The organism is Winogradskyella sp. (genome assembly GCF_028282165.1).
Lineage (GTDB): Bacteria > Bacteroidota > Bacteroidia > Flavobacteriales > Flavobacteriaceae > Winogradskyella.
Genome location: NZ_JANQIM010000014.1, coordinates 85,978 through 99,157 on the forward strand (window position 1 = coordinate 85,978; position 13,180 = coordinate 99,157).

Genomic DNA, 13,180 nt, shown 5'->3' on the forward strand with positions numbered 1-13,180 from the left:
CTTTGGTAGATGGGTTTAAACCATTAGTATAATAATATTTCAATATTAACCAATGCGTTCTTTTTTTACTTTATAAAATGAACCCAATGGCAAAGTCAATAAGGAAAGTATCATTAATTTTTTGCATAATAATTGTTGTATTTGGTTGCTCTAATTCAGAAGATGAAGCGCCTACTTTGATAGTAGGACAGGATTTTACTAGTACAAGTGTACGTGTTTTGTCTATAGATACCTTTACGGTAAGTTTGTCGACCATAAAATTCGACTCAATAATTACGGAAGGAAACGAACGGTTGTTACTGGGGCAATACAATGATGAATTTTTTGGTAAGGTTACTGCGTCGCCATACTTTAGGGTAAGTTCTATTAATTACACCATTGATGAGGAGGCCGAATTGGATAGTATAGGGCTTATATTGGGTTATGACACCTATTTTTACAACGATACTACACTAACATCTACAATAGAAGTTTATAAACTAATTGATGAGCTAGAGCCCGATGAACTCAATTTCTATAATACAACAGAGATAGCCCATGAAGCTACACCTTTGGTTTCTTTTGAATACAGACCCGAACCCAATAGAGATTCTGTATACGTAACATTGCCCTATAGTCTGGGCGAACCCATATTCAATGCTATAAAAGATGAGGATATCCTTAATGATGAATCTTTATATAGGGAACTAGAAGGGTTCACCTTAAAACCAGGTCAAGAGGATAATAGCTCGATAATAGGTTTTAGTACAAGGGCAGACCAGACTTATCTTAGGTTTTTTTATAGTGTGCCCGATGAACTCGAATCTGATGAAGACGTATATGATTTGTCTATTAACACCTCTGGGACGCCATACTTTAATAACCTGTCAAGTGATGTTTCTGGGTTAGAGCTCTCTAGCATTACAGATCAGGAAGATGATTTGCCCTCTACACAGACCAACAATTTTGGTTATCTACAATCTGGTATAGGCTATGCGACAAAAATTGAATTTCCGTCGCTAAAAAATATCAATGAGCTTAGTGGCGAAGGCACCATATTGGATGCTACATTAAGGCTAAAACCAAGTATACAAGCCTATTCGGATATTCAGCCTATTAGTGAGCTGCTCGCACTATATATATTAGACCAAAATCATGAAATTGCATTTCAAATATCTAACAATGACCAATTTGTTTTTGCAGCATTTACTGAAGAAAACTCAGAGCTTAATGAGGCCATCTACAATATTCCTGTAACAGATTATTTAGACTTTAAGTTAAATGAACTGCCCGAGACAGAAGAGGCTTTAGTCCTTTTGCCTTTAGATTATAATTACAGCATTAATAAAATCTTATTCAACGATTTTTTTAATGAAGACTTTGAAGCTGAATTAATTATAACCTATGCTATTTATGAGTAGTTATAGATTGGTATTTTGTGTTTTGTTTATTGTTCAAGTCGGTTTTACCCAATCCAACAATTTAACAAGTTCTCCATATTCGTTATTTGGCCTTGGTGTAGATAGTAATTCTAATACTGGTATAAATAGCGGAATGGGAAGATCTGGTATAGCATTAGAAAGCACGGAAACCATAAATCTTTATAATCCAGCATCGCTTGCTTCATTGGAGAACGATAGGATTATATTGGATTTTGGTATGTATACTGAGATACAGAATGTATCTAGCGACGATGGTGACGAATTAAGATTTGCCTCAAATTTCTCTAACGTGGCTCTAGCATTTAGTATCGGTCAGAGTTCTAAAGCAGCGCTATCTTTAATTCCGTCAACAAATGTAGGTTATGCACTCATCGGTGTAGAGACAAATATTGAAGGGAGTACAGAGCAATTCACTTCAAATGTATTTGGTTCAGGAGGATTAAACGAGCTTAGATTAGACTATGCAAATAGATTTTTTAATAAACTTGACGTAGGTCTAAAATTCTCTTATTTGTTTGGTACTATTGAAGAAAATGAATCCGTAACAACAAGCGAAAGTTTACTGGCAATCAATGAGATTAATTATTACGGAGCGTTCCGATTTGGTTTTGGTTTGCAATACCAGATTTTTAATGATTATAATCTTGGATTTGTGATGAACCTGCCAACGTCCTTAAAAGGGAAGCGGGACACATTTGTTCAAAAATCTACAAATACAGCATTTACAGTACTTGAGGAAACCTCTGACGAAACAATAGACAGTTTTGAATATCCCATAGAGATAGGCTTTGGAATTAGCAAAAGGTGGAAAAGCCTATTACTAACCACTGATTACACATTTAAATCCTGGTCTTCAACAAGCCAATCCGATACATTAGGAGATTACGTTGATCAAAATATTGTGAGTTTAGGGGCAGAATACACCATTGATTCTGAAAGTTACAAATATTGGAAGCGTGTAAACTTTAGAGCAGGGTTGAACTATAACTCAGGCTACTTGGAGATTGATGATACTAAAGTTTCGAGTTTTGATGCTTCTTTTGGTATTGGTATTCCAATAGGTAAAAGAGGAAAATCCTTGTTGAACGTATCTTATACAATAGGTAACAGAGGAACAACAGACAGCTTTCTTGTAGAAGAGAACTATAGTACATTAAATGTCAACCTAACCCTCACTGATATTTGGTTCCAGAAAAAGAAGTATAACTAAACTGAATAAACTATGAAAATGAAATTTTTTACCGCAGTGGCATTATTGATTCTGCAATTCTCATTTGCACAAGAGCCTTTAACCGCTGAAGAAATGGCGGACTATCAAAACAAGCTTATGATCGATGAACTTAATCTAACCGAGGCACAAAAAAAACCTGTTGAGGAAATCAATCTCAAATATGCTATCAAGCAAAAAGCACTCATAGAAAAAGAAGGCTCCATGTTTGGAAAAATAGGAGACATGAAAAAAATTAAAAAAGAAAAAAGCAGTGAGCTTGAAAAGGTATTAACAGAAGAGCAATTGGATAAATACGAGGACGACCTTGAGCCCAAGATTAGAAAGTATATGAAAAAGAAAATGAAGCCTTAAGCACCATGCGAAAGTATTTAAGTGCCATAATAGGTATAGCTCTTATTATTCTTGGAGTTTTAGTTTTTAACCTAATGAATTCAAGAAAGAATGTAGAGGTAAGCGATAATACTGAAGAAATAGATATCCTCCCTATTTCAGTAAAATTAGTAGAGTTAACAAATATCCCTTATGTCATTGAAGCCACAGGTATTTTAAAAGCCAAAGAGAGAATAGAGATTTACAGTGAGGTGCAGGGCATTTTAAAAAGTACTAAGACACCATTTAAAATTGGGAATAGTTTTCAGAAAGGAGAGTCATTGATCATTATAAATAGTGATGAGCATTTGGCACAGATTAAATCTTCTCGTAGCGATTTAATGAACCAAATTGCAGCAATGCTTCCAGATATGGAGATCGATTACCCAAACGTTTATAAAAAATGGGAAGCCTATTTGGAAGATTTTGACTTGAATGCGTCAAGAACACAGAAACTACCTAGTGCAGAATCCAATAAAGAAAAGCTTTTTGTTTCAGGTAAAAATATTTACAACTCTTATTATAATTTAAAGAATCTCGAAGAACGACTGAGTAAGTATTATATCAATGCGCCGTATAACGGAATAGTTACAGAGTCTAATGTTAATGTCGGGACGCTTATAAGAAGTGGTCAGAAGTTAGGAGAGTTTATAGATAATTCAAGATTTGAACTAGAAATCTCTGTACCCGCAACAGAGAATAAATTTTTAAAGAAAAATACCGAAGTCGGCCTTGTTACCATTGATAAATCAGAATCTTTTAAAGGACTGATTACACGAATTAATGGCAAAATTGATCAAAGCACGCAAACCATAAATGTTATTGTAGGAGTAAAGGGTGATGACTTAAAAGATGGACAATATCTAACGGCACAAATAAGAGGGAATGATTTAACCAATGTTTTTAAGATTGATAATGCATTAATCCTAGAGAATAACAACGTCTATGTTGTTGAAGATAATAGATTGCAGTTAAAAACCATCGAAGTGGTTAATTATCAAGGTAATATGGCTGTTGTGACTGGTTTGGAACATAAAATGCTGTTAGCAAATGAGAAGATAGCGAATGCTTACCCTGGCATGCCGGTAAAAATCAACAATGGATTATGAAAGGTTTTCTTGGTTATTTTATAAAATATCCAGTAGCTGTAAATATATTTATAATCGGCTTTCTCATATTTGGATTTTTGGGCTACCAAAAAATGAATTCTTCATTCTTTCCGCTAGCCGATGCTAAAACTATTCAAATTTCAGTGACCTATCCTGGAGCTTCTCCAGAAGAAGTAGAAGAAGGCATTGTAGATAAAATTGAGCGTAATCTCAAAGGTATTGAGGGTATCGATAGGGTAAGCTCAATTTCGCAAGAGAACAATGCCAGTATCACCGTAGAAATACTATCTGGTTTTGATATCAATTTAGTTTTAGAGGATGTTAAAAATGCGGTGGATCGAATTGCCTCATTTCCTAATAACATTGAGCCACCAGTTATTGAAGCTATAAAACCTGTCAGGCCTGCTATATCATTTATTATTACCGGAGACAAAATTCCGCTTAGTATACTAAAACAATACGCTCAAGATGTAGAAGATGAGCTGTTGAAAATTGAAGGTATTTCACAAATTTCTTTATCAGGTTTTCCAGATGAGGAAATAGAGGTGGCTATTTCAGAGGCCAAACTGAGAACATATGATTTAACCTTCGAAGAAGTAGCTAAGTCAGTCGCTGAGGCCAATATTATAATTTCAGGAGGGTCAATAAAAACAGATAATGAAGAGTTTTTGATTAGGGCAGACAATAAGGGTTATTTTGCGGATAAACTAAAAAATGTTGTTGTTAAATCATCTTCTGATGGCTCTAAAGTATATCTACGAGATGTAGCTACACTAAATGATAGATTTAGCGAAAACCCAGATCAGCTTTATTATAACGGGCAACAGGCTATTCAGATAGATCTAAACAATACCAATTCTGAAGATTTAATAGGTAGTGTAGAGAGTGTAAAATCATACATTAAGACATTTAATGAAGATAACGAAAACATACAATTAAAGGCCATTTTTAATAGTGCTGATCTGATACAGGACAGAATTAACCTTCTGCTTGAAAATGCACTTGTAGGAATGGTTCTGGTATTGGTGCTATTGTCATTCTTTCTTAGGCCAAGTGTGGCGTTTTGGGTTGCGTTTGGCTTGCCAATTTCATTTCTCGGGATGTTTATCTTATTGCCAAATTATGGAGTTACATTAAACATGTTGTCCATGTTTGGAATGATTTTGGTCATTGGTATATTGGTAGATGATGCTATTGTTATTGCAGAAAACATTTATAGCAGACGCGAAAGGGGAGAATCGCCCATTAAAGCAGCGGTCTACGGTACAATTGAGGTTTTAAAACCTATACTCTCGGCAATAGCGACAACGATTTTGGCATTTTCAGTATTCTTCTTTTTAGAAGGTCAAGTTGGGGATTTCTTTCGGGATATAGCTCTTGTAGTTACACTAACGCTTTTAGTTTCGTTAATAGAGGCACTACTTATTCTTCCTGCACATTTAGCGCATTCAAAGGACATTAAAAATATCAAAAAGGTGAATAGGTTTAATCGATATGGTGAACAATTTATGGATTACCTCAAGGACAGAGTCTACAGTCCTATTTACAAAAAATCGCTAAAGCATAAATTTTTATCATTTGCAATTGTACTTTTCCTTTTTGTAATTACGCTTGGTGCATTTTCTAGCGGCATTATAAAGCTTACATTTTTTCCTACGAATGCCAGCGATCAAATTGTCGCAACTATTAATACACCACAAGGAACCAGTGAGCGAATTACAGATTCTATCGCTTCTCATATTGAGAATGTTATCTGGAAAATTAATGATGATTTAGGTCCAAACGAGCGTAATGAACCCCATATTATAGGTACAGTAAAACGCTTGGGGCCAACGAGTGCGTCTGCAAGTAGCATTACAATAAACTTATCGCCAAGTGAAACAAGAACCATCTCTTCGGTAGAGATAACGGATATGATACGGTCCGGCGTAGGTACAATACCATTATTAGAAAAGCTAACATTTAATTCTGGCTCTAATGTTGGTGGAGCACCTATATCCGTTTCTTTACAAGGCGATAATATAGAACAAATTAATGTAGCAAAGGAGATAGTTTATGCAGAATTAAAGCAAAACCCAGATATAAAAGATATTACGGACTCTAGTCCAAAAGGTATAAAAGAGATAAATCTAAAATTAAAGGCAAACGCTACTTTATTAGGTCTTACTTATAATAGTCTTATGGTTCAAGTACGAAATGCCTTTTATGGTAATGAGGTTCAGCGTGTACAACGAGGACAAGATGAGGTGAAGATATGGGTTAGGTATAATAGAGAAAATAGATCTAGCCTTAATAACATAAATAATATTGAAATAGACACCCAAAACGGGAGAGTGCCACTATCGCAAGTAGCTTCATATACGATTGAACGTGGTGAGGTAGCTATAAATCATTTGGACTTCATTAGAGAGGTAACAGTAGAAGCTGATATTGCTAACCCTAAAGTGAGCTCTACAGAAATCATGCGAGACTTAAGGACAAGGGTTGGAGATTCAATTGAAGCAAAATATCCAGGTGTTTCCGTTTCTACAGAAGGACAAAATAGGGAAGCTAATAAAATTGCAGATTCTGCAGCGGCAGTTTTACCTGCTGTAATATTTCTTATTTATGTTGTCATCGTTTTTACATTTAGGTCTTTCAGCCAACCGTTTATCTTATTGGCACTTATTCCTTTTTCACTGATTGGAGTAGCTTGGGGACATTATCTTCATGGGTTTTCTATGAGTATTTTATCGTATTTAGGAATTGTTGGTTTAATTGGGATTGTGGTTAATGATGGTTTGGTATTTACCAATAAATTCAATTCATACTTAAAACAAGGATTAAAGTTTGATGATGCGCTATTTGAAACAGGAAGAGCACGCTTTAGAGCCATTTTTCTAACCTCAATGACAACCATTGCAGGTTTGGCTCCGCTCATGCTAGAGCGAAGTTTGCAGGCGCAATTTCTAATTCCTATGGCTTTGGCGATATCTTATGGAATCGCCATTGCAACGCTGTTAACGCTTTTTATACTGCCAATTTTTCTTTCGTTCTCCAATACCATCAAAGTATATATAAAGTATATAAATACAGGCATAAAACCAACAAAAGAAGAAGTAGAGCGTGCAATTATAGAACAAAAAGTTGAGCATGAAGAGTTTTGAAACTTTATATCTAGGCGTCGTTTTCTTAATAAGTACTATGGCATCAGCACAGGATGTACTAACAGTGGATGATGCCATAAAGATTGCCGTTGAAAGCAATTATGATGTTCGTATTGCAAAAAATGATACTGAGATTTCCGATATCGAAAATGGAGTTTTAAATAGTGGTTATTTACCCAAAGTTAGCGCTTCTGGCGGGGTTAACTATTCAGACGAAAACCAGAGCGTCGTTTTTTCGGACGGAAGTGGAGCCAATATATCAGGTGCTATTACAGAATCCTACAATGCATCTATAACGGCAGACTACACAATTTTTGATGGATTAGAACGAAAATTCAATGTTAAAAAAAATGCCGAAAACCTCAATCTAAAAAAACTACAAGAGCGCCAATCTATTGAGAATACCATAATAGCTTTGTATGATGCCTATTATAATGTGGCATATCAGAAACAGATCGCAGAAAACTTAAAACTGAATATAGAAAACTCTTTAGATCGTTTAGAGCGTACCAAAAAAAAGCTAAAGTATGGTCAAGGTACCAAGCTAGATGAACTCAATGCGCAAGTAGACCTAAATAACGATAACATATCATATGCCGCCGCAAATAAAGATTATAAAAATGCAAGGCGTAATCTTAATTTGCTTTTGGGTAGGGATATTTCTATGGTTTTTGACATAGACACTACGGTTGTTTTTTTAGAGCAGCTCAACGAGGATTTTGTTTTGGAAAGTTCTGAGAAGGAAAACATTACTTCACTTCTAAATCAACAAAATGTATTGCTGAGTGATCTGGATATTGAAATCAATAAGGCCAAGTTTTTACCTAAAGTAAATGGAAGTGTAAGTTATAATTGGAATCAGAGCATTAATCCACCAACTAATTTTGCTCTCGAAAATGAAGCCTATGGGCTTAATCTGGGTCTAAGTCTATCTTGGAATATTTTTGATGGCGGCCAATCAAAAACTAGAGTGCAAACCGCCAGAATTACGAAAGAGAACAGGGAAATAGAATTGTATAGAGCTAAGGAAGAGTTAAAAAAAGAAGTCTATAATGCCTATGAAGACTACACCAATAAACAGTTTACTTTAGAAGCCGAAAAAAACAATGTAGCAACAAATAAACTTAATTTTAGTAGAACACAAAATCAGTTTAGCCTTGGTCAAGTATCTGCCATTCAGTTTAGGGAGGCTCAAATTAACCTTTTTAATGCATTGAACAATCAGGCAAAAGCAAAGTACGATTTAAAAATAGCTGAGATCAATCTGTTGCAATTGGCAGGAAAGCTAATTGAATAACGAAGTTAGATTCTCATCGTTGTCTTTATGGTAAATGATCTTATGAACGTATCCTCTGGCACAGGTATTCAAAACGAAAAGACACTAAAAAATTGACAAGAAATAACAGTTCTACGAATCTAACCATTGCTTAAATGCTGCCGCCTTATTTTTGCCAATAATTATATCGATTTCTGACTCTGGTGTCACTTGAATATTCAACTTACTATTTCCAAACTTTGTTATGGTTTTAATAGCTGATATCGCCACAATTACTTGGCGGTTTACTCTAAAAAAAGAGCGCTCATCGAGATAAGAGTAGATCAGATCCAAACTTTCATTGGTGGTGGATCGCTTTCCATCTTTCTGCACAATATAAGTAATGGTATGGTCTACATAGATATAAGCGATATCGTCAGTAAAAACAGGCAAAAGTTCATTGCGCACATAGGTGAGTAATCTCTTTTTGGACGTTTCTTTTGTGGTGTCTGGTGTCTGATCGTTATTAGAATTTATACCGAGATTTTGTTGGTATTGTGACAATGATTCGTTCAACTTAGATAAACTCACCACTTCGTCTTTTAGATTGAAAAGCTTATCGGACAATTGTGTGTCATAAAAATTACTTACACGTCTAATAATTATAAAAACAAATAACAAAATACTGAGACCCAAAAAAGTGAAGAATAAGTATAAATTTCGTTTCCAAATGGAGATTAAGCCGTTCAGTTTGTTCGTGTTAAAATGACCAATAATAATCCAATCTGTCTGCGCTACTGGTGCCATATATGCAATTTCATTGGTTACGCTCGTAGCATTAATAGTCTGTTGGTATATGGTTTCGGCAGATAGTACATTTTTAATGGAAGACGCACTTTGAGTACCGTCCATTATATTGTTAATCTTTATGGTCTCTGGATAACTAATAATTTTTCCAGACCAATCTATTATAGAAATAAAGTGCATGTTCGTATGACTATTCTCGGTCCAATTCTGAATGATGGATTTTATATCTTCTTTTGAAGTTTCATCAGAACCGTAAGTGCTCGAAAGGCTTGCCACCTGATCAACATTTTGTTTCAAAGACGTAATTTCACTTTCAACCAAAGGAATAGCAATAGATTTAATAATTAATGGAGAAGAAATGATGGTGAAGGCCGTAAACAAGACAACACAAGCTAATCCACTATACAAATAAAATCGGTTGGTCTTCATAATTTAAATCAAGATATTCCAAAAATACGACTTTGTCATAGTTTTTATGGCTAATCAAAAAGTAAGCATTCCGTTTTAAACCCGAATTTTCACTTTTAGATAGAATGCGGGCACTTTAATAATCCATTTGAAGTTTAATACCTAATTTTGTCTATAAATAAATTAATTTGAGGCTTGGTTGATGTACAAGAATATTGTCTTTAAAGTTTCTGTGGTCGTTGTCATCCTTATCTTGGTTGGCTTTGTATTTGCTATGTTTGGTAAGAAAGATACAAGTCGAATAAAAACCAAAACCAAATTGTCATCCAGTGAATTATTACAAAAAACAACTAACAGTGACAGCTTATTATTAAATGATTATATTGAAAAGGCGATAGAAGTCACAGGACCAATTAAGGATATAACGATTAAAGATAACAAAGTCACTATTCTATTACATGGCGGACATGAAAGCAGATTAGTGATTTGCGAAATGCAAACCAATCAAAATAAATACATGGACCAACTATCGAAGGGTGAAGTGGTGAATATTAAAGGTGTATTCAAAGGCGTATTGTTAGATGCCATTCTTTTGAATTGTATAATAATCGAAAAAAATCGTAATGGTTAAACAGCTACTATTCGTTTGTGCTTTTCTTTTATTATCTATCGCATTACCAGAACAGTATATTACGCGTCAAGGTACAGTGACTTTTTTTTCCTACACTAATGTCGAAAACATTCAAGCCACCAATAATCAGGTATTAAGTTTATTTCAGCCAGATGATAGTGCCATCGCAGTTAGTATTCTAATGAGGGCTTTTGTTTTTGAAAAGTCTTTGATGCAAGAACATTTCAATGAAAGTTATATCGAGTCCGATTTATATCCTAAAGCGACATTTGAAGGTTCCATAATCGATTTTGATCCAAGTATTGAAGGTGAACAAACACGTATAATTAAAGGCGATTTCACCTTAAAGGACGTTACAAAGCAACGCGAAATAAAAACAAAGATTACTAAAACCGAGAAAGGATATCTTATAGAAGGCGAATTTAATGTATCTATTAAAGACCATAACATTAAAGTGCCGGGATTGCTATCTCCAAATATTGCTGAAACTATTAATGTATCGTTTAATTTTCAATACGAGCCCTATGAAAACTAAAGCCCTATTTATTTTAGCATTAACGATAGGTTGTACATATCAGTTACAAGCACAGAATCTTTTGGAGGAATTAAACCGTGTTAATAAGGATTCGGTTTATGACATTTCTGCAACATTCAAGGCAACACGCCTTTCTATTGGCCATTCTGTGGAAACACGAAAAAAGAATGTTTTGGAGATTTCGGCAATGACGCGTTATTGGAATACACAAAGAGAGACTAGCAATTCATTCGTTGCTGATAAAATGTCGGCGCGATTTGGTTTGGACTACGGTATTTCTGATCGATTAACTTTTGGTTTAGGTTTAAGCACCCAAGGAATTGTTTGGGATGGATTTTTAAAATACCGTCTAGTTAAGCAACAAAACAAGGGAAATATTGCTAGTATTACCCTTCTACAGACAGCAACGCATAGAGATTTAGATGACATCTCTAATAATATATACAGCGGTACTTCGGGATCTTTCAGCTTTAGTGATAAACTTGCCTTTACAACCCAATTACTCATTGCACGAAAGTTTTCAAGAAACTTTTCATTGCAAATTGCACCAACTTACATTCATAGAAATACGTCTATTTTTCAAGGTGATAGAGATCAGTATGCCGTTGGATTTGGAGGAAGGTATAAAGTGGGTCGACATGTATCAGTCGTTTCAGAATATTATTATGTGCTAAATCCTGTTGACAGTCCAGACACCTATGGACCTTTTTCATTAGGTGTTAATTGGGAATTGAGCGATCTTATGCTTCAATTTAAAATGACCAATAACGGTGCCTTTGTTGAAGATACATTCATTACCAGAACTCAGAATAATTTCAACTTTAGGGACGGTAACTTTTACTTTGGTTTTCACGCTACTTACTTCATTCAGCTATAATTCCATAGAAAGCACTAATCGTGTCAATTTTATTTATTAAACAAAGCAATAGTTTTTCAAACTGTTGTGAATAAAGGGATTGCTGAAATTCCTTTTTAAAGCCGTTTTTTCCGTTTCACCTCTTTTTAGTTGTAAGAGGGCGTTTTGGCACCTTTAATTTGCAGTATCAAATTTTAAACAAACAAAACGATGAAAAAGATTTTTTTATTACTACTAATTACCATTGGATGCTTCAGTTGCAGTTCAGACGATGATTCTTATAATGATAACGAACCAATACCAGAAACAAGCGTGGTGAGATTGTTAAGTGTCAATGCAATCACCAATGAAGTCGAAATCTCGAACTTAGGGAATGCAACAGTAAATGTCGAAAATTATTATTTGTGTTTAGGACCTGGAAGATATCCTCGAATAGGAGATATTGCAACTGGGTCTACTAATCTAGCACCAGATCAGAGTGTTACTTTAAATTACGAATTAAGTGAGGCTGCTGAAGGTATATTGCTTTTCACTACAAACACCTTCACATCGACAGATCCAGACGTCTTACTCGATTATATACAATGGGGAGCCCCAAATCAGATACGTGTAGAAAATGCAGTCACTGCTGGGCGTTGGGATAGTGCATCAAACTTTGTACAAGGTAACTCACCGTTTAGGTTTAATGGAAATGCTACAGATATAGGGGTGACGTTTTGGGAATAAATTGCTATGAAAATTCTTGAAGAAAAACGAAGCCCCTCTTTGTTCCAAATCTATCATACATAACCTATAGTTATAAGCATCTTTCATAAGATACAAACTAATCATTTAGGGGGTTAGTTAGCTGAAGTCTGTCTGATGTGTTGGTGTTAGCCAGAACTTAAAATTATTTTAATTAATCAAAATACATAAAAACAATGAAACGTAAAATTACTTTAGAAAGCCCACACAAAACTATACTCGGATTGGTATTTAGTTTATTAATAGGTATTGTTGTAAACGCACAGGCTATTATTAGAGTCGAAAGTGTAAACACAGAATTAGATCAAATTGTCTTAACAAATTTAGGAGACACCTCACAAGATATAGGGACTTACTGGTTATGCTTAGGTCCTGGGTCTTACGTGCAGGTCAGTGATGCCGCAATGGGCCCAACGAGTTTAGCACCTGGCGAAGATGTTACGGTAAACTATGATGTAGACCCGGTAGCAGATGGCTTCAGTCTGTTTACGACCAACAGTTTTAGTTCGAGCGATCCGGATATCCTTATCGATTACCTGCAATGGGGCGCGGGCAACCAGGCAAGGGTAGGACAGGCCGTAACGGCAGGCCGCTGGGACGATGCGAACAACTTCGTGTCGGGAAGTTCGCCATATACCTTTACGGGAACGGCCACGGATTTCGGGTCG

Annotated in this window: 11 protein-coding genes and 1 pseudogene; 11 read left to right on the forward strand and 1 reads right to left on the reverse strand. The window is 35.3% G+C overall.

The features are described 5' to 3' along the window. Window positions 1–86 precede the first annotated feature (86 nt). From Q0972_RS06895 to Q0972_RS06920, 6 genes are read left to right on the forward strand one after another with little or no spacing between them, the layout of a single operon-like run. On the forward strand, window positions 87–1,400 hold the full coding sequence (locus tag Q0972_RS06895) for a DUF4270 family protein (protein ID WP_299364119.1): 1,314 nt from the start codon (window positions 87–89) through the stop codon (window positions 1,398–1,400). After that, window positions 1,393–2,631: a hypothetical protein gene (locus tag Q0972_RS06900; RefSeq protein ID WP_299364121.1), complete on the forward strand. Its 1,239-nt coding sequence runs from the start codon at window positions 1,393–1,395 to the stop codon at window positions 2,629–2,631. Before Q0972_RS06895 ends, Q0972_RS06900 begins: the two co-directional genes overlap by 8 nt. A gap of 12 nt (window positions 2,632–2,643) precedes the next feature. After that, complete coding sequence (locus Q0972_RS06905; protein WP_299364122.1) at window positions 2,644–3,003, forward strand: hypothetical protein; 360 nt, start codon at window positions 2,644–2,646, stop codon at window positions 3,001–3,003. Between the two features lie 5 nt (window positions 3,004–3,008). After that, window positions 3,009–4,130, forward strand: coding sequence for an HlyD family efflux transporter periplasmic adaptor subunit (locus Q0972_RS06910; protein ID WP_299364124.1), 1,122 nt, complete (start codon window positions 3,009–3,011; stop codon window positions 4,128–4,130). Further along, window positions 4,127–7,276 (forward strand): efflux RND transporter permease subunit, encoded by a 3,150-nt coding sequence (locus Q0972_RS06915; RefSeq protein ID WP_299364125.1) that lies wholly within the window; start codon window positions 4,127–4,129, stop codon window positions 7,274–7,276. Before Q0972_RS06910 ends, Q0972_RS06915 begins: the two co-directional genes overlap by 4 nt. After that, complete coding sequence (locus Q0972_RS06920; protein ID WP_299364127.1) at window positions 7,263–8,573, forward strand: TolC family protein; 1,311 nt, start codon at window positions 7,263–7,265, stop codon at window positions 8,571–8,573. Before Q0972_RS06915 ends, Q0972_RS06920 begins: the two co-directional genes overlap by 14 nt. Window positions 8,574–8,684: 111 nt before the next feature. On the opposite strand, the gene Q0972_RS06925 is transcribed toward Q0972_RS06920, so the two are convergent. Next, window positions 8,685–9,767 (reverse strand): LytTR family DNA-binding domain-containing protein, encoded by a 1,083-nt coding sequence (locus Q0972_RS06925; RefSeq protein WP_299364129.1) that lies wholly within the window; start codon window positions 9,765–9,767, stop codon window positions 8,685–8,687. Between the two features lie 181 nt (window positions 9,768–9,948). On the opposite strand from Q0972_RS06925, the gene Q0972_RS06930 reads away from it, so the two are divergent. The 5 genes and pseudogenes from Q0972_RS06930 to Q0972_RS06950 form a co-directional block, all read left to right on the forward strand. Further along, window positions 9,949–10,377, forward strand: coding sequence for a hypothetical protein (locus Q0972_RS06930; protein ID WP_299364130.1), 429 nt, complete (start codon window positions 9,949–9,951; stop codon window positions 10,375–10,377). Next, window positions 10,370–10,912, forward strand: coding sequence for a YceI family protein (locus Q0972_RS06935; RefSeq protein ID WP_299364132.1), 543 nt, complete (start codon window positions 10,370–10,372; stop codon window positions 10,910–10,912). Before Q0972_RS06930 ends, Q0972_RS06935 begins: the two co-directional genes overlap by 8 nt. Then, window positions 10,902–11,789, forward strand: coding sequence for a DUF5777 family beta-barrel protein (locus Q0972_RS06940; protein ID WP_299364134.1), 888 nt, complete (start codon window positions 10,902–10,904; stop codon window positions 11,787–11,789). Before Q0972_RS06935 ends, Q0972_RS06940 begins: the two co-directional genes overlap by 11 nt. Before the next feature lie 189 nt (window positions 11,790–11,978). After that, a complete protein-coding gene (locus tag Q0972_RS06945; protein ID WP_299364135.1) occupies window positions 11,979–12,494 on the forward strand; it encodes a hypothetical protein in 516 nt (171 codons plus the stop codon). A 194-nt stretch (window positions 12,495–12,688) separates the two neighbouring features. After that, a pseudogene (locus Q0972_RS06950) lies at window positions 12,689–13,180 on the forward strand (hypothetical protein); the annotation flags it as partial.

Bases quoted from the DNA above. Each gene is read 5' to 3' on its own strand.
- Q0972_RS06910 (WP_299364124.1), top strand. From the start codon at position 3,009: ATGCGAAAGTATTTAAGTGCCATAATAGGTATAGCTCTTATTATTCTT.
- Q0972_RS06945 (WP_299364135.1), top strand. From the start codon at position 11,979: ATGAAAAAGATTTTTTTATTACTACTAATTACCATTGGATGCTTCAGT.
- Q0972_RS06905 (WP_299364122.1), top strand. From the start codon at position 2,644: ATGAAAATGAAATTTTTTACCGCAGTGGCATTATTGATTCTGCAATTC.
- Q0972_RS06925 (WP_299364129.1), bottom strand. From the start codon at position 9,767: ATGAAGACCAACCGATTTTATTTGTATAGTGGATTAGCTTGTGTTGTC.
- Q0972_RS06895 (WP_299364119.1), top strand. From the start codon at position 87: ATGGCAAAGTCAATAAGGAAAGTATCATTAATTTTTTGCATAATAATT.
- Q0972_RS06915 (WP_299364125.1), top strand. From the start codon at position 4,127: ATGAAAGGTTTTCTTGGTTATTTTATAAAATATCCAGTAGCTGTAAAT.
- Q0972_RS06940 (WP_299364134.1), top strand. From the start codon at position 10,902: ATGAAAACTAAAGCCCTATTTATTTTAGCATTAACGATAGGTTGTACA.
- Q0972_RS06920 (WP_299364127.1), top strand. From the start codon at position 7,263: ATGAAGAGTTTTGAAACTTTATATCTAGGCGTCGTTTTCTTAATAAGT.
- Q0972_RS06900 (WP_299364121.1), top strand. From the start codon at position 1,393: ATGAGTAGTTATAGATTGGTATTTTGTGTTTTGTTTATTGTTCAAGTC.
- Q0972_RS06930 (WP_299364130.1), top strand. From the start codon at position 9,949: ATGTACAAGAATATTGTCTTTAAAGTTTCTGTGGTCGTTGTCATCCTT.
- Q0972_RS06935 (WP_299364132.1), top strand. From the start codon at position 10,370: ATGGTTAAACAGCTACTATTCGTTTGTGCTTTTCTTTTATTATCTATC.